This is a genomic window from Sporosarcina luteola, assembly GCF_007991495.1.
In the GTDB taxonomy this organism is placed as follows: domain Bacteria; phylum Bacillota; class Bacilli; order Bacillales_A; family Planococcaceae; genus Sporosarcina; species Sporosarcina luteola.
Genome location: NZ_BJYL01000037.1, coordinates 19,141 through 40,537, shown reverse-complemented (window position 1 = coordinate 40,537; position 21,397 = coordinate 19,141). Strand labels below are relative to the sequence as shown.

At 41.5% G+C, this 21,397-nt stretch carries 19 protein-coding genes and 1 pseudogene; 11 read left to right on the top strand and 9 right to left on the bottom strand.

All coding sequences use genetic code 11. From position 1 onward, the window contains the following. Positions 1-23 precede the first annotated feature (23 nt). Positions 24-1,403, bottom strand: coding sequence for a sensor histidine kinase (locus SLU01_RS13785; RefSeq protein ID WP_147059310.1), 1,380 nt, complete (start codon positions 1,401-1,403; stop codon positions 24-26). A gap of 8 nt (positions 1,404-1,411) precedes the next feature. Continuing rightward, positions 1,412-2,113 (bottom strand): response regulator transcription factor, encoded by a 702-nt coding sequence (locus tag SLU01_RS13780; RefSeq protein ID WP_147059308.1) that lies wholly within the window; start codon positions 2,111-2,113, stop codon positions 1,412-1,414. A gap of 146 nt (positions 2,114-2,259) precedes the next feature. Between SLU01_RS13780 and SLU01_RS13775 the strand changes: the two genes are divergently transcribed. Genes SLU01_RS13775 through SLU01_RS13765 form a run of 3 tightly spaced genes read left to right on the top strand, consistent with a single transcriptional unit; the run spans position 2,260 to position 5,221 of the window. After that, on the top strand, positions 2,260-3,027 hold the full coding sequence (locus tag SLU01_RS13775; RefSeq protein ID WP_147059306.1) for an ABC transporter ATP-binding protein: 768 nt from the start codon (positions 2,260-2,262) through the stop codon (positions 3,025-3,027). Further along, the gene (locus tag SLU01_RS13770; protein ID WP_147059304.1) at positions 3,014-4,867 is read left to right on the top strand and encodes an ABC transporter permease; all 1,854 of its coding nucleotides are present in this window, start codon (positions 3,014-3,016) and stop codon (positions 4,865-4,867) included. The genes SLU01_RS13775 and SLU01_RS13770 overlap by 14 nt, the downstream gene beginning before the upstream one ends. Positions 4,868-4,870: 3 nt before the next feature. Beyond that, a complete protein-coding gene (locus SLU01_RS13765; RefSeq protein WP_147059303.1) occupies positions 4,871-5,221 on the top strand; it encodes a YxeA family protein in 351 nt (116 codons plus the stop codon). Positions 5,222-5,684: 463 nt separating this feature from the next. Here the strand turns inward: SLU01_RS13765 and SLU01_RS18270 are convergent, their stop codons facing one another. From SLU01_RS18270 to SLU01_RS13745, 4 genes and pseudogenes are all read right to left on the bottom strand, one after another. Further along, complete coding sequence (locus tag SLU01_RS18270) at positions 5,685-6,161, bottom strand: transposase (RefSeq protein ID WP_246110992.1); 477 nt, start codon at positions 6,159-6,161, stop codon at positions 5,685-5,687. A 519-nt stretch (positions 6,162-6,680) separates the two neighbouring features. After that, on the bottom strand, positions 6,681-7,544 hold the full coding sequence (locus SLU01_RS13755; RefSeq protein ID WP_147059301.1) for an AraC family transcriptional regulator: 864 nt from the start codon (positions 7,542-7,544) through the stop codon (positions 6,681-6,683). 254 nt (positions 7,545-7,798) lie between these two features. Beyond that, positions 7,799-8,923, bottom strand: a pseudogene (locus tag SLU01_RS13750) (IS4 family transposase). 655 nt (positions 8,924-9,578) lie between these two features. Beyond that, positions 9,579-10,223 carry an NAD(P)/FAD-dependent oxidoreductase gene (locus SLU01_RS13745; protein WP_147059355.1) on the bottom strand — a complete coding sequence of 215 codons (645 nt, stop codon included), beginning with the start codon at positions 10,221-10,223 and terminating at the stop codon, positions 9,579-9,581. Between the two features lie 253 nt (positions 10,224-10,476). Here SLU01_RS13745 and SLU01_RS13740 point away from each other — a divergent pair, with 253 nt between their 5' ends. The 5 genes from SLU01_RS13740 to SLU01_RS13720 all read left to right on the top strand — a co-directional run bounded on the left by SLU01_RS13740 (position 10,477) and on the right by SLU01_RS13720 (position 14,931). After that, a complete protein-coding gene (locus tag SLU01_RS13740; protein WP_147059299.1) occupies positions 10,477-10,776 on the top strand; it encodes an ArsR/SmtB family transcription factor in 300 nt (99 codons plus the stop codon). 21 nt (positions 10,777-10,797) lie between these two features. Further along, the gene (locus SLU01_RS13735) at positions 10,798-11,739 is read left to right on the top strand and encodes a cation diffusion facilitator family transporter (protein ID WP_147059297.1); all 942 of its coding nucleotides are present in this window, start codon (positions 10,798-10,800) and stop codon (positions 11,737-11,739) included. An 82-nt stretch (positions 11,740-11,821) separates the two neighbouring features. Further along, the gene (locus tag SLU01_RS13730; protein ID WP_041072599.1) at positions 11,822-12,109 is read left to right on the top strand and encodes a metal-sensitive transcriptional regulator; all 288 of its coding nucleotides are present in this window, start codon (positions 11,822-11,824) and stop codon (positions 12,107-12,109) included. Positions 12,110-12,181: 72 nt separating this feature from the next. After that, a complete protein-coding gene (gene copZ, locus SLU01_RS13725; protein ID WP_147059295.1) occupies positions 12,182-12,382 on the top strand; it encodes a copper chaperone CopZ in 201 nt (66 codons plus the stop codon). Between the two features lie 134 nt (positions 12,383-12,516). After that, positions 12,517-14,931 (top strand): heavy metal translocating P-type ATPase, encoded by a 2,415-nt coding sequence (locus SLU01_RS13720; RefSeq protein ID WP_147059293.1) that lies wholly within the window; start codon positions 12,517-12,519, stop codon positions 14,929-14,931. Positions 14,932-14,985: 54 nt separating this feature from the next. Here the strand turns inward: SLU01_RS13720 and SLU01_RS13715 are convergent, their stop codons facing one another. Continuing rightward, on the bottom strand, positions 14,986-16,266 hold the full coding sequence (locus tag SLU01_RS13715) for an alpha/beta hydrolase family protein (RefSeq protein ID WP_147059291.1): 1,281 nt from the start codon (positions 16,264-16,266) through the stop codon (positions 14,986-14,988). A 297-nt stretch (positions 16,267-16,563) separates the two neighbouring features. After that, on the bottom strand, positions 16,564-16,989 hold the full coding sequence (locus tag SLU01_RS13710; RefSeq protein ID WP_147059290.1) for a GatB/YqeY domain-containing protein: 426 nt from the start codon (positions 16,987-16,989) through the stop codon (positions 16,564-16,566). A 217-nt stretch (positions 16,990-17,206) separates the two neighbouring features. Between SLU01_RS13710 and SLU01_RS13705 the strand changes: the two genes are divergently transcribed. Together SLU01_RS13705 and SLU01_RS13700 are read left to right on the top strand one after the other, a co-directional pair. Beyond that, positions 17,207-18,352, top strand: coding sequence for an MFS transporter (locus SLU01_RS13705; protein WP_147059288.1), 1,146 nt, complete (start codon positions 17,207-17,209; stop codon positions 18,350-18,352). A 112-nt stretch (positions 18,353-18,464) separates the two neighbouring features. Then, the gene (locus SLU01_RS13700) at positions 18,465-19,013 is read left to right on the top strand and encodes a hypothetical protein (RefSeq protein WP_147059286.1); all 549 of its coding nucleotides are present in this window, start codon (positions 18,465-18,467) and stop codon (positions 19,011-19,013) included. 52 nt (positions 19,014-19,065) lie between these two features. Here SLU01_RS13700 and SLU01_RS13695 read toward each other — a convergent pair whose 3' ends face one another. Continuing rightward, positions 19,066-19,404 carry a zinc ribbon domain-containing protein YjdM gene (locus SLU01_RS13695; RefSeq protein WP_147059284.1) on the bottom strand — a complete coding sequence of 113 codons (339 nt, stop codon included), beginning with the start codon at positions 19,402-19,404 and terminating at the stop codon, positions 19,066-19,068. 512 nt (positions 19,405-19,916) lie between these two features. On the opposite strand from SLU01_RS13695, the gene proS reads away from it, so the two are divergent. Continuing rightward, positions 19,917-21,353, top strand: a complete 1,437-nt coding sequence (proS, locus tag SLU01_RS13690) for a proline--tRNA ligase (RefSeq protein ID WP_147059282.1) — start codon at positions 19,917-19,919, stop codon at positions 21,351-21,353. The last annotated feature ends 44 nt before the right edge of the window (positions 21,354-21,397 follow it).

Genomic DNA, 21,397 nt, shown 5'->3' with positions numbered 1-21,397 from the left:
ATGTATGTTCTTGACGTTTTTGTTCATTCTTCTATCCAAATCCTCACTTTAGTTCCCTTTCCAATTTCGCTGGTCAAGGTAATAAATCCTCCATGTGCTTCTATAATGTCTCTGGAGATGGCAAGGCCGAGACCGGTGCCATGGATATCTTCCGTATTTGTCCCTCTGTAATAGCGATCGAAAATCTGATTCATGTCCCTCTTCGAAATGCCTTTTCCATTGTCTTCGATTGTGATTCCATTTGCTGTTACGCTGACAGTGATTTGGATGTCATGATCATTGTGGATGATCGCATTGTTGACGAAATTTAAAATTGCCCGCTTCATCAGATGACGATCAATGTTCCACTTTAGATCTGGTGCGTCGCTGTTGAAGGAAAGTGCGCAATCGCAATATTTCGGGTCATTCAACACGTCTATGACCAGTTCACGTACAAAGCTTTCCAGGCGGGTGTCTTCGCGATTGAGCGGCATTTCTTGATTGCGCAGGCGCATCGTTAAATTGAAATCATCTAATAGCTCTTTCATATATTTTGCTTTCCGCTCTATGACTTCTGCATACTCTGCCCGTTCCGATTCTGTCACATCTTTTTCACGCAGCAATTCTGCGAAGCCCTGAACAGATGCAAGGGGCGTCTTCAGATCGTGCGAAACGTTGCTTATCCACTCTTCACGCATTTTTTCCAGCTTTGTACGCTCTTCTTCATGCGCTTGTAATGTTTCGGAGACGGAATTCAAATTTGAAAATACCGGCTTGAAAATACCTTGACGTTTCATGTTCTGAATGGCAAAATTACGCTCTTTCAGCTGGGAGATCCGGTCGATCATATACGAGACTGGTTTTGTAATAATTATGCTGAACAGCAATCCGACGAGCATTGCGATAAACAGATCGGCAATTGTAATGCCAACGAATGCTTTTGACACATAAGATAGGAAAGATTTCATGTTGAACATGAATATAATCCGCTCTTCCTCAGAATCTTTGGCGCCGAATAGGTAGCTGTATTCTTCAAATTGGCCAATGTAATACGTTGTAAATTGGTCGTCCATATATTTGTATATATGTACGAGCTCAATTGGGCTATAGTGTGTAGGTGCATCTGCAGGTGACAGAGCAGCGGTGACGACCTGTCCGTTTTGATCTAAAACTTGCAGCCATCCGCCAAATTCTTGAAGTGCTTGGACTCCTTCATCCGAAATGACGGGCAGTCCGTCTTCAATCGATAGGTAGCGGGAAAATTGACGGGTGAAATTCTCACCAGTATCGGCAGTTAAGTTGTCATTGCCATTCACCTGTTGGTAATAAAGAATGCCAACCAAGACAAATAGATTGACGAAAACGACGATAAAAACAATGCTTAGGACTGAAAATAAGTATCGAACTGTCAACTTCCATTTCATCGAATCACCTATTTCACAATGAATTTATATCCTAATCCTTTTACTGTTGTAAGATAGATTGGTTTTGATGGGTGATCTTCAATTTTCTCACGGAGACGGCGAATATGGACCATCAATGTATTATCCGCTCCAAGAAAGTCTTCTCCCCAAACACGTTCAAAAAGCGTCTCTTTGCTTATAATTTGGTTCGGGTTATGCATGAAGCAAGCCAATAATCCAATTTCCTTAGCGGTCAGCTCCAACATTTCCCCATTCTTCATCACTTCAGTTTCCTCTTTATTCATTGAAAACGGGCCAATAGAAAGCGGTTTTGGTTGGGAAGCCATCTCTGCTTCATGATAGCCTGCCCGTCTTAACTGAGCTTTTACTCTGAAGGCGACTTCCTTGGGGCTGAATGGTTTCGTAATATAATCATCGCCTCCGAGAGCTAGTCCCAAAATCTTATCCGTTTCGTCAGATTTTGCCGATAAAAATAAGATTGGGATATGGGAAACTTCCCGAATCCTTCTACATAGATCATACCCTTCCCCGTCCGGAAGCATGATGTCCAAAATTGCGATATCGGGTGAAAATGACTCGAATTGATTCCAACCTTCTTGAACGGAGCCCGCGGTTTCAATCTCCGTAAAGCCTTCCTTCCTAAGCGCGGTTTTCATTAAATGACGCAAATCGTTTTCGTCATCTACGATTAAGATTCGTGGTTTTGTCAAATCGCGCACATCCTTTCAAGCTTCTTTGCTCAAGTATAATGCAATTTACCGCACCTCGCCCATATTTAAGGATAATGTAAGGCAGGAGTAAATTCAGCTTAAGGTTCGCCGAGTATAGTAAGGACATACGAAAGAGGTGCGAATAAATGGAGCCATTATTACTTGTGAAAAATGTTGAAAAAGCATATGGAAAAGGTACGAATACATTCAATGCGCTTGAAAATATCTCATTTGAAATCGACCATGGAGAATTCGTCGGTGTCATGGGTCCCTCAGGAGCGGGGAAATCGACATTGCTAAATATTTTAGCAACAATTGATACACCTACAAGCGGAGATATTTTAATCGGACCGGACAATATCGCAAAAATGGATGAAGAGAAGCTTGCGGATTTTAGACGCGACCACTTAGGATTCATCTTCCAGGATTATAATTTGTTGGATTCATTAACAGTTCGTGAAAATATTTTATTGCCGCTTGCGATTGCAAAGAAGAAACCGGCAGTCATTAAAGAGCGTGTGGAAGAAATTGCAGCGACATTTGGCATTTCTAATTTGCTCGATAAATATCCTTATCAAATTTCGGGCGGCCAGAAACAGCGTACAGCAGCAAGCCGTGCATTGATTTCCAAACCGAAAATCATTTTTGCGGATGAACCGACCGGCGCATTGGATTCGAAATCGGCCACGGATTTGCTGGAAAGCATGAGCGCGCTGAACGAAAAGCATGAAGCGACGATTATGATGGTAACGCATGATGCGTATGCCGCCAGTTTTTGCCGCCGCATTTTATTCATAAGAGATGGTCGGCTGTCGAAAGAGATACTGCGTGGAAGGAAGACGCGCAAGGAATTTTTCCAAATGATTTTGGATGAGCTATCGCAAGTAGGCGGTGAAACGAATGACGTTATTTGATTTGGCGGTAAAAAATATACGCCGCAATATGAAAAGCTATTCGCTTTACATCGGATCTACTGTATTTTCCATCCTCATCTACTTTACATTTGCGACCTTGAAATATAGCAATGATATTAGCGGGGCAGCTGCAACATCTAAGCAGATTCAGGGAGTGATGGGCGCAGCTGCATTTGTGCTTATGATTTTTGTTGCGATTTTCATACTGTATTCCAATTCTTTTTTCATGAAAAAGAGGAAAAAAGAAGTTGCACTGTACTCCTTGCTTGGCGTGCGGAAGCGTTCAATCGGATGTCTTCTGTTTTTTGAAAACATGGTAATCGGGTTGTTATCACTCATCATTGGGGTAGTGTTAGGATTTTTGCTCTCCCGCGCTTTGTTAAGTATATTATTGAAGCTGATGGGACTTGATGTCGTCGCAGGATTTACATTTTCAACAGGCGCGCTCATTAATACAGTTATTGTGTTTTTTATCATCTTTTTAGTTACTTCATTGATGGGGTACCGGGTGATTTACCGTTTCAAGTTAATAGACCTGTTCCATGCAGAGAAAAAGGGTGAAGAAGTACCGAAAGCGCGTATCGTGACAGTGTTTTTAGGTGTGTTGGCATTGGCTGCTGCATATGTAATTGCTTTGCAAGATTTAATGGATTCGCAAGTATGGCAAGCATTGGGGCTGGCGACGCCAATCATTATTATCGCGTTGACTGTAATTGGATCGTATTTACTGTTCCATAGCGTTCTTGTATATGTATTGTCCGCGTTGAAAAGAAATCCGCGCTGGGCATGGAAAGGTCTTCATATGATGACTGCTTCCCAGTTGCTTTACCGTATTAGGGGGAACGCGAAAACATTGACGATCATAACTGTGTTGAGTGCAACGACGATCACTTCAGGCGGAGCAGTATTCGGGGTTTATTATAATGCCGAAAAAAATGTGGAAATGTATATGCCTTACACTTTTATGTGGGAGGGGGATCAGCAGACGATTGACCCCGCGATCATCGAATCGGAAGTTTCGTTTAACAGCAAAATGATCCGCGTTCCGCTCGCTTCTTATGAGATGGAATACGCTGTCATTGATGAGTCTACTTATCAAACGTTGGCAAAGAACTTAGAGTGGCCCGAAGTTCAAAAGCTACAGAAAGGTGAAGTTTTCGCAATTGATGCCTATTTTGATGAAAGATGGTCCGACAAATTGGAATCTGTCAATATTAACGACACCGATTACAAAGTTGCGAAGTTTTTTGATCAAGCATTATTCAATGTAGGGACATTAGGCGCAAATGCGATAGTAGTGCCGGATCAATTATACGAGGAAATGGATTCTGATGAGAAGTTGCTGCAAGCTGTTAACGTTATCGATTACAAAAAACAGCGCGAAGTATCCGATAAATTGGCGGCGTCGACAGAGAATTTTTCAAGCGCAACAGCTGATTACAATAGCTCCATCGAGTCACTGGGAGCTCTACTGTTCATAGGAAGTTTCTTAGGACTTGTTTTCCTTGTCGCTACAGGAAGCATCATTTTCTTTAAAATGATGACGGAGGCAGAAGAAGATAAGGCGAAATACGCCATTCTCCACAAAATTGGTGTGTCGAACAAAGATATGAAGCGAACGATCCGCGGGCAAGTCGGTGTCATTTTCATTGCACCTCTACTTTTAGGACTTCTTCATGGAGGCGTTGCGTTGACGGCTGTCTCAAACTTGCTCATGATGGATTTCTTAGTTCCAGTCGTCATTTGGATGGTCGCTTACACGTTAATCTATGCGATTTATTATATTGCTACAGTTTATAACTTCAACAAAATAATTAGAAGAAGCTATTCGGAGGGATAATAGATGAAAAAAGGTTTAATTGCTGTTGGTGTATTAGCTATTTTGCTAATCGGAGCGATCGTTACCTTGGCGACGGTGGACTTCAATCGAATGGGAAAAGATAATGCTTACTATCAAATCCCGGCGAAAAGCACGGTCGAAGAAACAAAGTTGGATTCGGGTGAAATTATAAAAAGGTATTTGTATACGGGCACGGCCTATAAAGAAAATGGTGAGTCAATCGAAGTGGAGTTTTCCGCAGCGAAAGAGTTAAAAGAAGGGGCATATTTGAAGTTGTATTTGAAAAAAGGCAATGCGGTTACTTCCTATGATGAAGTGCAGCCATCAGATATCCCGGATAAGGTGAAGTTTTAAAAATGAAAAGAAGAGGCTATCCAAATCCTAACGGGTTCGGTTGATGGGGAGAAAATGCTGAAATGCGCTACAACTACCACACTTATCAACATACAATTCACGCCTAATAACGGTATAGTAAGACACGTTGATTTCCGCTTCAGGCGGACGCGTTCTTACCTGTAGTCAAGTGTTTTACTAATTTATTTGAGACTTTGAATGAATGAATTAAAGATGGATAGTATGTCAACAGGCTGTTGCTTTCCGTTACGGCGCTCGCTTTCCGCGGGCATGGCTTGAGCCTCCTCGGTCGCGAAAGGCATGCGCCCTGCGGGGTCTCAAGGCTCATGCTATTCCCGCAGGAGTCGGCGCCTGCACTCCAAGCAACAGGTTCTCCTAAAATAATTAAAAATGAATATGCCAAATAGACCTGACGAATATCTGTTTTTCGCAAGGTCATATGTGCTATAGTGAAGCTATCCTGTTACGAAGCTTTGGCTGATTCGTAATGATACAGGACGTCATGTTGGATAAGTTGAAATGCGACTTTCAGGAACTTATTCACACATGCGATTACCGCAACCTTATGAGGCATACTCTGAGGTTGCTTTTTCAATTGATCATAATAATCCACGATTGTGTTATTAGTCTTTGTCCGCAAGGAGATCATCGACATCACCATGAAATAAAGGATTTTCCTCAATCTTCGATTTCCTCGTTTATTAATCCGGTCCTGATACTGAAGCTTGCCCGATTGGTGTCGTTGAATATCAATCCCTGCGTATGCATTGATCTGTTTTGGATTCTTGAAGCGTCGAATGTCACCTAATTCACCAGTGATTCTTACGGCTGTATTTTCTCTGATTCCCGGAAATGACACGAGCACTTGGAAATCCACTCTTTCCTTCGATAATTCCACCATTTGTTTGATGATATCTTTTTTCTGGTTTACAAGGTCCACGATACGTTTTGCATAGTGCTTTAAATGTTCGCAACGTACTCTTCCGACCTGATAGCTGAGTACGAATTTTCCGCGGCGGTGATTAGTAAAGCTGCTTTCTCCTCCGCTTTTTGAGTAGATATAACCTTACGGGTCGCCTTTTTGATCTGGCTGCCGAGATCTTCCTTAGAAAGCTTATGTAAACATGGAGGGTGCGGATAGAGCTGAACGATATTTAAAAACATGGCTGAGCTCTTCGAAAACACCTTTTCAAATAATGGAAAGCTTAACTGTAGGAAAGCGTGCAAGCGATTGTAATTATGCCTGATCTCCTTTTCCAGTTGAAGGGAACAGATGATTTTGTGATAAAATAGTGATATAAGTAGTCGGCTTTTTCAATAAACGGAGCCATATTATTGAATTGATTGTACTAATAATTAGTTTCACCTTATGTAATTGTAGACTACAATATACTTTTAAAAGAGCAACGCTGAATCTGCGTTGCTCTGCATTAATCCTCAATATAATGCTTACTATTGTTTATTTCTTTCGCACGGGAAGCCAAACTTCACTATAAGCATAATCTTTTTTATGCTTATCCATTTTAGTGAAAGAAAAAGTAGGAGCATTGATTACTTCGTAATCAGAAGAAGGAAGCCATTCTGAATAGGTTTTTGCCATTGTATCCTGCAACGTAGATGGAAATGGCCCTTCACTTGGAAATACTGCCCAAGTATAAGCTTCAACAGGCACAACGTCTAAAAAATTGCTGACTTGATTTTTAGACGTTAATACACCTATCAAGTGGGTTAAATCCCCTTCTTCTTTTAGGAAATTTTCGTCAGCGTTGTAAGAAGCATTAACAATTTCATAAGGCTCTATATTTTGAAGAGAATGCATTTCTTTTCTTTGTTCTTCTGTTATGCTTTCTGCAAGCTTTACTATTTCGTTGTTCACACCTTCAAATTGTATAGGGACACGTTTACTTACACCAACTAGATTAAACGCTGGTTTGTCTTCGATTCTAAATTCCATAGATATTCCTCCTTTTACAGTAATTACGAATGAAAGTTTGGGAAATGATTTGCTTACTCTTTTTTTTATTACATCTGAAGGCAAAAAACCATACCATTTTTTAAATGCCCTAGTAAAACCGTCCATTGATTGATAACCATATTTAAAAGCAACATCTGTTACCTTTTCTCCACTCAATAAATCCTTATTTGCTTCCGATAGTTTTCTGTTTTTTACATATTCATTTAGTGTCATGCCTGAAAGATGAAAAAATACCGTTCTCAAGTGGTAATCGGAAACCCCAGCATAATTGGAAATACTTTCAAGAGAGAGGTCATCGGTTAAATGAACTTCAATATAGTCAATCACTTGGTTCAATTCTTTTAACATCATATCCCTCCTTTCATGAATACATAATATCAGAGCCGGTATAAACACACTCGACATTTTTAATCTAAAATTGTCGGACTGTTTAATCTTTATTATTCAAAAAATGTCACTAGTGTCGCTTAAATTAACTTTCAATATTCCATCTATTTATTTTTGCTTTCAAAAGAAAAAACGAAAACACCAGAATACAGGTAGTGAACATCCATTTTTTTACTATACCTTTTGACTAGGGTAACAGAGACAAACCATTAACGTTACGGTACGCTTTTTCCTTCGATTTTACGGAGCCATATATGTGCTGATTTCCATAAGGATGCCTTCAGATAACGACTGATCTGTAAATACGTACGCTTACTGTTTGTCCTTAACTGCGCGAGTACGTTCAAGCAATATACGATCATAGCGATGTATACTTGATTATGTACACCCTGCTGACTCTGACCATAGAACTTTATGATATTCAAATGCTGTTTCATCTATTAGAAGAACAGTTCGATGGCCCAACGAGACTTGTACAGTTCGGCAATTTCATCTGCGGACAAATCAAATCGATTAGTGAGCAGGTTCAATTGATTCCCTTTGGAATCAAGCACCTGAAGGAGACGAAACACATTTTCAGAACGGTTCTGTGAAGTACCGATGACCACCATTTCGTCGGATTGCACTGATGAATTCTCTGGCAGTTCAAAGCGCTCGAGTGAGCGCACCACCGCATTCTTACGCAAACGGGACGCGAAGAAATATCCTTCATCCGTCATGCGATCGAATCGTTCATAATCCAAGTAGCCACGGTCAAACACATACATGCAATCTTTGTCGTCAATCAGTATTTCTAATTGGCCACGATCATGTTCCTTGGCATTTGTTAGAACGGCTTGATCCGGATAGGAACAGCCATCTTCCATGAAAATGAGTCTCAGATGCAGTTTGATGCCTGATTTGGTTTTACGGAATGTCGCCCAACGGTGATTGTTCAGATTCAATGGCAAAGTACTCGAATCAATAATTTTCAAAGGCGTCGTCGTCTTGCGTCCTGCCTGAAAATCCGTGGCCTCATGTATTTGTCTCACAAGGTCGAGAAAAATAGTTTGAAAGAATTCCGTAGGGATTCGATGGAAACGTCTTCCTAGTTGGGAGAAACTAATGGAATCCAAACTCGTGGCTTCTTGCAGTTCTTCCGAAAAGACACTATCACTGATGGCACGTAAACTTTCTGTTTCATGAAGTTGTGCATACAATAGCAATTTTGTAAACGAAGCCATATACAGCTTTTTGGTATAGTAGTCCAGACAATGGGTTTTTACCTGGTCTTCAAATAATTCGTTAGAAATAGGGGCAGCCCATTGCTCAAATGCTGTTTTTCGTATAATCTTATCCATGTGTGAGTCCTTTATTTTGGATTTGGATAGGTTACTACCTGCCCACTATTATAAAGGATTTTTTTGTACTTGGCTTTAATTACAAGGTATTACGTTTTCTGTAAGTTGGTATTTAGTTTTAATGCGACGCTAATTAAAAAATGTAATTAAAATATATTAATGTTTCCCGATGTTCAAGAATCGGGCGCCTTTATGGCATAAGGGAAAGCTTTTTGTGGTTTAGAATTAAAAAGCAGATACTTAGTTGATTGGAGTGGAAGCCGGCGACTCCTTGGGGATCAGCGTGACAGGTGAGACCCCACAGGGGAGCGAAGCGGACCGAGGAGGCTCACCGCACGCCCCCAGGAAAGCGTCCGGCTGGAACGGAAATCAACAGTTTGACACTGCTCAAGAATCTGGGTGCGATTGTCGAACAAATCTCTACAATAGACTATGACAAGTAAAAACGCACAGACGTGCGTTTTTTAATGCTATTTATACTGTTAATTATGGGGCGAATCGTATGCCGTCTCACATCTTGGGAGTCTCATTTCTATTTTTTCCATTATTGATACCCCCATAACAACGTCCGACTGGAGCTGAAATCAACTAATTTGGACTTTTCCAGTGGCCTCTCCAAACCCGGATAGCCTTCTTCCTTATTCTTCAAAGACATCTACTCAATTTGAGCCGAGTCATTCATTACATATTGCATTATGTTCTCCACGCCAAAACGGTTGACGAATTTATAGAACGGTTCACGTTTTTTGCCATTCTCCGCATATAAATCAATCACTTGTTCAACTGCTTCATACAGTTCATCGGGCTGTACCTGCTCAAGTATAAGTGTCCCTGTTTTCGCATAAGCGCCTTTCGCATTTCCGCCAATATACAAATCATAGCCTTTTCGCGATTTCATGACACCGATGTCATTGACGAGCGGTTCTCCGCATCCGATCGGACACCCCGTATAGGCAGGCCGAAGGGTGAATGGGACAGGTCTACCTGCAATTCGCTTATTCAGCTCGATAGCAACGGGCATCCCTTCTTCCTCGGCACCTTTGCAAAAGTTGCAGTGACGCAAGCTTTTTACATAATTGCCAACAGGATAGCAGAAGAGTTCAACTTCCTTGAATTTCTTTTGAATGAATTCCAAATCGCTTTCGAACACTTCGATATATAATTGCTGGAATGTCGTTAATTCCAACTCTTGATCACCTAAATAGTCAGCGAGAACTCTCAATTGGTTTGCGTTTAACTTTGCACCGAATGATATTCCACCGTTAACAGCTAACTTCACCTTTTTTTCTTTTTGCACGATGACTTTGCACACCTTTCCTTTAAAATTTCAATAAGGTTATAGTACAATACACGGGTAGGGTATGCAAAATATATTCTCTCTTTTGCACAAGGAAATAGTAATAAATAGGCCCTTAAAGTTTTAAGATTAAGTTGTTTGATATAAGAAATAGGGGGGTAATACATTTATTAATTGACATTATCTTCAGTTGATCATAATATGAGTATATGCTCATATATGCAAATAAAGAAAATACAGTGAAAGGGGACTTGAAATGAGTAAACAGCATTTGGATGAAGAAACGCTTTTTGTCGTATCCCAAACGTTTAAAGCATTAAGTGATCCTACAAGAATTCGGATTTTGAATTTATTATGCGAAGAAGAGTATTCAGTGAACGATATAGCTGACACGCTAAATTTAAGTCAGTCATCTGTCTCTCATCAATTGCGCTTTTTAAAAAATCTTCGATTGGTGAAGTTTAGAAGAGAGGGGACGACTCTTTACTATTCAGAAGATGACCATCACGTTATGAATTTATTGAAACAGGCGATTGAACACGCAACGCATACTTAATTACATGCAGGGGGTATCCATATGGGGCACGAACACGACCATACACATGGTGCAAATAAAAAGGTATTATTGATTTCTTTCCTCATCATTACTTCGTATATGATTGTGGAAGCTGTTGGCGGATTTTTGACGAACAGTCTTGCCTTATTGGCAGACGCCGGTCATATGTTAAGTGATTCGATTTCATTGGCAATTGCGTTGATTGCATTTAAGTTAGGTGAAAAAGTAGCGAGTAAAAGCAAGACGTTTGGTTATAAGCGATTTGAGATATTAGCAGCTGTACTAAACGGCGTCACGTTGATCGTTATTGCATTGTTCATTTTTTACGAAGCAATCCAACGTTTTGCAAACCCACCGGAAGTGGCGACGACAGGAATGTTGATAGTTAGCAGTATTGGATTGGCCGTAAATATTTTAGTTGCATGGATTATGACGCGTGGCGGCGATGTGGAAGAGAACTTGAATATGAAAGGTGCTTACTTGCATGTCTTAAGCGATATGTTAGGTTCAGTCGGAGCAATAGCCGCAGCATTGCTTATAATGTTCTTCGGTTGGGGTTGGGCAGATCCATTGGCTAGTGTCATCGTTGCAATCCTTGTTTTGCGCAGCGGATATTTTGTATCGAAATCCGGCTTGCATGTGTTGATGGAAGGCGTGCCTCAAAATGTCGAAATGAACGATATCCTTAGTACAATTCGAAATGCGGATGGAGTGCATAGCGTTCATGATTTACATGTCTGGTCTATTACGAGCGGACTAAACGCGTTATCTTGCCACGCTGTTGTAGATGATCAAATGACAATCGTTGAAAGTGAGCAAATGCTGCGAAGTATAGAACATGACTTGTTACATCAAAATATCCATCATGTGACGATTCAATTGGAAACGTCTGCCCATCAGCATGACGATTCGATTTTATGTCAGATGAAGCCTGAAGCATCGGAAGGACATCATCATCATTAAGACTATCCGATATCATTGCTCTTTCTCCGGACAAATGATATTATAGGGGTACGGGGTATAAAGAACTCTGAGGAGTGATAATATGTCAGAAACGACAAAAAAGACTGTCCAGCCGAATAAGCAACAGTTGTTAAACCGATTAAAACGAATTGAGGGGCAAGTAAGAGGCGTCCATCAAATGATTGAGAACGACCGGTATTGCGTAGATATTTTACATCAAATTAGTGCGATTCAATCCGCAATGAACAAAGTTTCATTAGCATTATTGGAAGACCATACGCACCACTGTGTTGTAAACGCCATTAAAGGACAAGATGGTGAGGCAGCCATCCAGGAACTTATGAGTGTCATGAAAACGATGACCAAATAATCTTTGTGATTGACATACTGGTATAGGGTATAATATACTTTGGTTACTAACAAATACAGGAGGTTTTTCATCATGAAAGAACTATTAAAAGTAGAAGGCATGTCTTGTGGACATTGCGTTAATTCAATCGAGTCAAGCGTCGGTGAACTGACAGGCGTTTCATCAGTAAAAGTAGACCTTGCGAACAATGAGGTAACAGTTGAATTCGACAATGAAGAAACATTGAAGCAAATTAAAGAAACAATTGAAGACCAAGGATATGAAGTTGCTTAATCAAAAGCAATGATCGCATCTTCCGCTTACACCACGTGGGGGTATACAGCGGTAGTAGAAGTGGTTATACGTTAACTGTATAATCCTTCTTTTTTCAAAAAAATATACCCCCATATAGTATTGGAGGGATACAAATGGCAACCACAGAATCAACCTTGAAGATCAACGGGATGACATGTGCTGCATGTGCAAACCGGATCGAGAAAGGGCTATCAAAAATAGAGGGCGTCGAAAAGGCGAATGTAAACTTTGCTTTAGAAAGCTCAACAATCGTTTACGATCCTGAAAAGACAAATATAGACGATTTTGCAGCAAGAATTGAAAAATTAGGTTATGGTGTCATTCATGATAAAGCCGAATTCGATATATCGGGTATGACATGCGCTGCGTGTGCAACGAAAATTGAAAAGCGCATTCATAAAATGAATGGCGTTTCAAATGCAGCAGTCAACTTCGCGCTTGAAACGTTGACAGTTGAATATGATGGCGGTCAAACGAGCACGAATGAAATGATGGCTAATGTGAAAAAAATGGGTTATGAGTTGGTTCCGAAAACAGACGGTAAGGAAAAGTTGGACCATAAAGAGCAGGAAATTAAAAAACAATATCGGAAATTCATTTTATCGGCAGTTTTGACATTACCGCTTTTATGGACGATGGTAGCGCATTTCGAGTTTTTATCGTTTCTTTACTTGCCTGAATTCCTCATGAATCCTTGGGTGCAAGTGGCTTTTGCGACACCAGTTCAATTCATCATCGGTGGTCAGTTTTACAAAGCAGCATTTATTTCATTACGAAATAAAAGCGCAAATATGGACGTTTTAGTATCTTTAGGTACAAGTGCAGCGTATTTCTACAGTTTATATTTAACGTTTGAGTGGATGGCTGCAGGGAGTGTAGGGCATCCGGAGCTTTACTTTGAAGCATCTGCTGTCATCATTACCTTAATCGTCCTCGGTAAATTGTTCGAAGTGAGAGCGAAAGGGAAAACGAGCCAAGCAATTCAAAAGCTATTAGGATTGCAAGCGAAAACAGCTCGGGTCTTAAAAGACGGTGTCGAACAAGAAGTGCCGATTGAAGAAGTGGCAGCAGGAGATATTATCCTCGTCAAACCGGGTGAAAAGATTCCTGTTGACGGAGAAATCATCGTTGGGCAATCAGCAATCGATGAATCGATGATTACAGGTGAAAGTATTCCTGTTGATAAAGTCCCAGGCAACTCCGTCATTGGCGCGACAATCAATAAAAATGGATCGTTGCAGATCAAAGCGACGAAAGTTGGAAGAGACAGCGCGTTATCTCAAATTGTTAAAGTCGTTGAAGAAGCGCAAGGCTCCAAAGCTGAAATTCAACGTCTTGCGGATAAAATTTCGGGCGTTTTCGTACCGATTGTTGTCGGAATAGCGATTTTGACGTTTTTTATCTGGTATTTTGCCGTAACACCTGGCGATTTCAGATCTTCTCTCATCCCGACTATTTCGATTCTCGTCATCGCATGTCCGTGTGCGCTCGGTTTAGCGACGCCGACATCGATCATGGCAGGTTCAGGTCGAGCGGCTGAAATGGGCTTGCTTTTCAAAGGCGGCGAGCATCTTGAAAATACTCGGTCCATTGACACAGTCGTGTTGGATAAAACAGGTACGGTTACAAAAGGTCAACCAGCATTAACAGATACAATCGTTGCTGAGGGCTTTGCGGATGAGGAAGTCTTGCAATTGGTCGCGTCGGCTGAGAATCAATCAGAGCATCCTTTGGCACAGGCAATTGTTACAGGCATCAAGGAAGAAGGCATTGAATTGATTGATGTAAATACGTTCAAAGCGCTTCCAGGGTACGGAATTGAAGCGGAAGTTGCTGGTAAGCATGTGCTTGCCGGTACTCGGAAACTAATGCGAAGCCGAGACATTGCTCTCGATAATATCGAAGCGACAATGGAGAAAATGGAGAACGAAGGAAAAACGGCGATGCTCATTGCAATCGATGGGAAGCTTGCGGGTGTCGTCGCGGTTGCAGATACAGTGAAAGAATCGTCCAAAGAAGCTATCCAAAGAATGCAGGAGCTCGGTCTTGACGTCATAATGTTGACTGGAGACAACCAGCAAACGGCTGAAGCGATCGGGCGGCAAGTCGGTTTGACACATATTATCGCGGAAGTGCTCCCTGACCAGAAAAGCGATAAAATCAAGCAATTGCAAGCACAAGGGAAGAAAGTTGCAATGGTTGGAGACGGTATCAACGATGCGCCGGCGCTTGCAGTAGCGGATATCGGCATGGCGATTGGAACGGGAACCGATATTGCGATTGAAGCGGCTGATATTACATTAATGCGTGGCGATCTGAATAGTGTTGCAGACGCAATTATCATGAGTCGGAAGACAATGCGAAACATTAAGCAGAATCTGTTCTTCGCCTTCTTCTACAATACGATCGGTATACCGGTTGCCGCTCTCGGTTTACTTGCGCCTTGGGTTGCAGGCGCTGCGATGGCGTTCAGCTCGGTGTCAGTTGTTCTTAATGCACTTAGACTTCAAAGAGTAAAATTACATTGATAGTAAAAGCGAGCCTACCCTCGGATTGAAGGGATGGCTCGTTTTTACTATCGTTTATTTTAAAAAGCTTGTAATCGCATCTATCAATCCTTTGGCTAAGGGGAGATCAGGATTCATATAGGTCGCCATATTTCCTTCTTGGTCTTCAGGTGCCTCTTTAAATACATGATTCATGTTTTGGATAAGGACAAGCTCAGCATCCTTTTTGGCGTCGTGAAGAAGTTCTGCATCTTTGACAGGTACTTGTAAATCTCTTGTTCCGTTAATAATGAGCACAGGCGCTTTAATTTTTTGGATTTCCTTCGCGGCATCATACTCCAACCAAGATATTAAATAAGGCTGGACGGACGGGCGGAAAACACTTTGCAGCTCGCTGCTGACTTTATCCACACGTTCCCCTTGCTTCAGTTTCACTAAAATGTCATCCGATTCTTTAAGCAAGTTAACAGGCAGCTGTCGTTCAAGCTGCTCCATTAATACTTCATCGATCGGCCTTCCAACTCCTGCGATGGAGACGAAAGCATCGGCATCTGTTTTTTCAGCAGCCACCATACCGATTAGTGAACCTTCGCTATGACCGATGATGCCAACCTTTGCAAACCGATTATCATTCTTTGCGAATTGAACCCAGGCGGCAGCATCATCGATAAAATTATCAAATCGTAAGTCTTCTTCATTGCCACCTAAGCTTTCATTCTCACCAATTCCTCGCTTGTCATAGCGAATACTTGCTATCCCTTCCTCCGCTAATTGTTCCGCAAGCATTTTTAAACTATTGTTCTTACCGGGCAACAACGGGGAATTACCATTACGATCCGTCGGGCCGGAACCTGCGATAATCACCATTAGCGGGTAGGGACCATCACCTTTGGGTATTTCAAGAAGTCCGGACATCATCCCGTCTTTCAACTGAACTTGGACAGCTTCTCCTGTGTCAGGTTCCTCTTCCAAACTGCCCTTCGTCAATTCGAAAGAAAAGGACTGTCCTTGTTGTGTGAAGGTCCCCTCAATTTTTTCTTGTTCAACCGTGCCGTCAAAGGCAAGCTGTTGTCCAGGAATCGTCATATCAAAAAATAGTTCAGTTTCGTTTAATTTCACGCTTGTTAGTGGGAAGTCATGTAAACCTTGTGCAGGAATGCTGATTTTCCCATTTTCTTTCGTAAAAGTTACTATGATTGGCAATGGTTGATTCGGAATACTGATAAATCCGTTCCATTCACCTTCAATTGTTTCCAATGAACCCATCCCTTTCGAGTCATCTTCATTTTTACTGCAACCAGCGATTAATAAAATGGCGCTTGCTAGTAAACAAAAAGCTAGAAAACTTTTTTTCATTATCCTTCCCTCAATTCCGTCTGTTATATGAATAATATAACAGATTATTTTTATTGAGTAAAGAATAATGCGTCTTGGAAAACAGTTAATTTCGGATGAGGTTGTATTGCGCATAAAATGGCGGGAATACGCATAAAGAGGTCAAAAAACGCATAAATCAATCCAAAAACGCATAAATAATTTTTTATGCGTCATTCGGGAGATTTATGCGTATTTAAAAGAAGATATGCGTTTTTCCTAGTGTTTATGCGTTTTCAGCATTTAAATCAGTGAAGTGCATGTAAACTTAACAGTTAATTAGATCAGGCTCTTTACAACTTTCGACATCGTCGAGCCGTCAGTTTTTCCTGCTAGCAATGGCTTTGCGATTTTCATGGCGTCGCCCATGTTCATTCCTTTTACTACTCCTGCTTCTGTTAGCAAGGCGACGACTTCTTCCTCACTTAATTGTTTAGGTAAAAATGATTTTAGTAATACTAACTTCGCCTTTTCTTGTTCAATCAAATCATCGCGCTGCGCTTTTTCAGCGCCTTCTAAAGCTTGATTGGTTTGTTTGATTTCCCGGTTTACAATTGCGACTTCCTCTTCCTCTGTCAACGCGGAGCCTTTCTCTTTTTCAGTAAGGTCCAGTGAAGACTTCAATAGAGTGAGCACCCCTTTTGAAAGTGTATCTTTCTCTTTCATCGCGCGTTTCAGTTGTTCGAACACCGTTACTTTTAACATAAATTTATTCTCCTTTCACGATTGGTTCGAATACATATATCCCCAATTAGTTTTTATATAAAAATTATAAGGTAGCATGTGTTGAAATGCAAATGAAGGAAATCTTTCAATATGTCTGCTCATCAAAGACTGGGTCAGTATTCTATGAACCAATGTTGGAGCGGAATAATAGGGCTAATGGTATAATAGAATGGAAGAAAATAAGTGAGGTATTGTAATGAGCAGAATTCTTTTCTTTTTAATTATCGTTTCGTTCTTAGATACATTCATCCAACTGCCGATTATTACGCCTTATGCAATGGATTTAGGCGCCAGCCACGTTCTAACGGGAGGCATTGTCGCTGTTTATTCCCTGACAAATATGGTTGGAAATATATTTGGAGGCCATTGGATTGACCGTTACGGCAGGAAGCGCATGTTGTTGACGGGTATGTTTTTAGTTGCCATCATTCTACTGTTCTATCCTCTTGCACAGACGGGCTATCAGCTTTTTGCTATCCGTTTTTTCCATGGCTTGGCTGGCGGAATATTGATACCAGCTGCCTTTGCCTATGTTGGGGACATCTCGAAATCGAAAACTCGAGGGAAATCGATGGCCTTCACAGGAGCCGGTATAGGGATTGCAGCCATTACGGGTCCGGCAATCGGAGGAGTGATGGCAGCAAGGTCACAAGTGGAATACGTGTTTATTTCAGTAGCGATCTTGTTTTTCATCAGCACACTTTTGACTTATAAATTAATAGAAGAGTCATATGTTTCAACGGAAAAAGGGAAGTTTAACCTGAAAGAATTCATGCCGCTTCTTAAGCATCCATTAGTTCTACAGGCTTCACTTGCCGCCTTCGCATTGATGATTAGTAATGGAACTTTGGCGTTTGCATTACCGCTAAAAGTGGCCGATATGGGAATGACATCATCGACGACAGGGATGATGTTAAGCACATATGGCATTGTCGCGCTCATTGTCTTTTTGACGCCATTGAACCGGATTTTTGATAAGGCTTCTTCTGTAAATCTGACAATTGTAGGCATCCTCATTATCGGATCGGTCCATATCATGCTGAATATCGTATCTATCTACTGGATAAACATGTCGTTGATGGTCGTTTACGGCATAGGATTTGCACTTGTTTTCCCTTCGATGAATAAGATTGTCGCAGAAGCATCTTCCAAAGTGGACCGCGGAAAAGCGTACGGCATCTTTTATGCATTCTTCTCTTTAGGGGCAGTTGTGGGTTCATTTGTTTCAGGAGCGACAGCGGAAACGCTTGGTCTTCCATTTTTGTCGAGTGCTATTACGATGATTACAATTGGATTCATCTTGTTGTTCATTTCAAAAAGGTATAATGCAAAAGTGCATTAACAGATACAGAACACACTATCTTCGGATGGTGTGTTTTTTCGTCTTTAGTATTTTGAAAATTTGAATCCTTTTTGAGGCAGATGCGTATATTCTGATAGTGAGGGGGGAGTGTATGTATAAAAACTATGAAGCACGGCATATTTTTATGGCGATTGCGATTGGTATTTTAGTAATATCACCATTCCTATTGCTGCCGCTGCCGACGTTTATTGCGACAAATATGCATGGGACGGAAGGTTGGGTTGTTTTTGTACCGGGTAAAGCTTATCTATTATATGCTTTAGGTTTTCTGTTTTTATTCGTATCATCGCTTGTCCTCTTCATATTGAATCTTAGCAAGGTTGCTAAAATCAGCAGCGTGATAGCTGTGCTTATCAGCGTAGCTTTTTTTATGAGCGCAGTTCAGAAATACACTGTGCTCGCGGATGATTCGATCACCTTTAGGGAGTCAATATGGACGGATCGCCATACTTATGCCTGGAATGAGGTAGACAATGTAAAGTTCAATCTTGCGGCAAAAGGATTTCCAGTGTACGAGTTTCAGTTTAAAGATGGCGCTGAGATGACATTGCCTGAAAATGGGCACATCCGGATTATGCGTACCGTGATTGAAAGGAAATTGAAGGAATATGATGTGGAGATTTCAAAGAAATATTATTGAAAAAGAAAAGGCCGCCGATCCTAGAAATTTCAAGTATCAGCGGCCTTTTCCATTAGATTTTTTTCACAAACTCCGATTTCAGCTGCATCGCACCAAACCCATCGATTTTGCAATCAATATCATGATCACCATCGACCAATTTGATATTTTTCACCTTTGTCCCCTGTTTGACAACAGTTGAGCTGCCTTTCACTTTCAAGTCTTTAATGACCGTTATTGTGTCGCCATCGTTCAGGACATTTCCATTTGCATCCCTAACAACAGTCTTTTCAGCTTCTGCCTCTTGGGATTCCGATGTCCATTCATGTGCACATTCGGGGCAAACGAACAGATTTCCATCCTCATATGTATATTCGGAATTACATTTTGGGCAGTTTGGTAAGTTTTCCATAACTCTAATCCTCCATCCAATGGTGTTTATTCTATCATAGCAGAGAACAGGATTAATCCAAGCCCTTGGGGTGTTCGCAGAGCAATTAAAGGGGGCCAAAAGTCCCGAAGTGAGCATAACTAGTCGGAACCCGAGCAAAACACACTCCAACTCGAGCAAAACAGCCATAAACTCGCGCAAAAACCTTCCGAACTCGAGCAAAACTAAACGCATTTGTATATCCTGAAACTATTTGGTATATTATAAGCAATATGGAATCTAAGAAGTGGCCAAGTAAATGGAAATTGTGAGACAGAAAGCATAGCAACTTGTTGAGAGCTATGCCACCGCTTTTCATTGAACCCCTACCACGGAGATGTCATGCAAACATGACCGGGTCGTTTTCGTTACAAAACGTTCGAGGGCTTAGCAGTGCTAGGCCGAATGAAGGTGGTACCACGTCTATCCAGCGCAAAGACGTCCTTATTTGAGGACAGCTTTGCGCTTTTTATTATGCAAGGGAGGAAATAAAGATGAGTAATCAGAAAAACGATTTTTCAAAATGGTATATTGATACGATCCAGAAAGCGGATTTGATGGATTATACGCCAGTTCGCGGATGTATCGCATTCAAACCGGACGGCTTCGAAATCTGGGAGCATATTCAAGATGAAATGGATAAGCGCTTTAAGGAAACGGGCCACCGGAATGCATATTTCCCGATGTTGATTCCTGAATCGTTCTTCCAAAAAGAAAAAGACCATATCGAAGGATTTTCTCCAGAGCTTCCATGGGTGACGGAGGCGGCGGGCGAGAAATTGGAAGAGCGCCTCGCATTGCGTCCGACATCTGAAACGATGATTGGCCATTTGTATTCGGATTGGATTAAGAGCTACCGCGACTTGCCGGTCTTAATTAACCAATGGGCGAACGTTTTCCGTTGGGAGAAGAAGACATTGCCGTTCATACGTACTTCGGAGTTCCTTTGGCAAGAAGGGCATACAGCGCATGTTGACGAAGAAGAAGCACGCGGAGAAACGATGCAAATGTTGAACATTTATAAAGAGGTCGTTGAAGAGCTACTTGCGATTCCAGTCTATGATGGACAAAAAACACCTTCCGAGCGCTTTGCCGGTGCAGTTGATACGTATTCAATCGAAGCAATGATGAAGGACGGGAAAGCGGTGCAAGCCGGAACTTCCCACTATTTAGGTACGAAATTTGCAGAAGCGTTTGATATCAAATATTTAACGAAGGAAAACCGTCATGAATTCGTCCATACGACATCTTGGGGAACTTCGACACGTCTCATCGGATCTGTCATTATGGTGCACGGAGACGAGCAAGGGCTAGTGTTGCCACCACGTATCGCGCCGACACAGGTAGTACTGATCCCGGTTGGACCTTGGAAAAAGAACCCTGCTATTATGGAAAAATTGGATGAAGTTTTCGCTGAATTGAAAGCGAAAGGCATCCGCGTACGTTTGGATGATTCCGATCAGTCTCCTGGCTTCAAATTCAATGAGTGGGAATTAAAAGGAGTGCCGGTCCGGGTTGAACTTGGGCCACGTGATCTTGAAAATGATCAAGCTTTAATGAAAGCGCGTGACGAAGACGAAAAGGTTGCAGTTAACTTGGCGAATATCGTTGCAAGCGTCGAACAGGAACTGCAAACGATGCAAACGCGTTTACTTGAAAAGGCACGTGCATTCCGTGCAGAGCATTCGCACACGCATATCGACACGATTGAGCAATTGAAACAGCATATCGCAGACTCCTCCGAAAAAGGCGAAATCCCTGGATGGATCCTTGCTGGCTGGTGCGGCGACGATGCATGTGAAGAGCATGTGAAGGAAGAAACGAAATTCACAACACGAAACATACCTTTCAATCCGCCTGCTGAAAAGTCAACTTGCATTAATTGTGGAAAAGACGCGAAGCATACTGTGTGGTTTGCGAGAGCGTATTGATTGTCTAGTAGATAGACAAAATATAGATAAAGAAATCCCTTGCC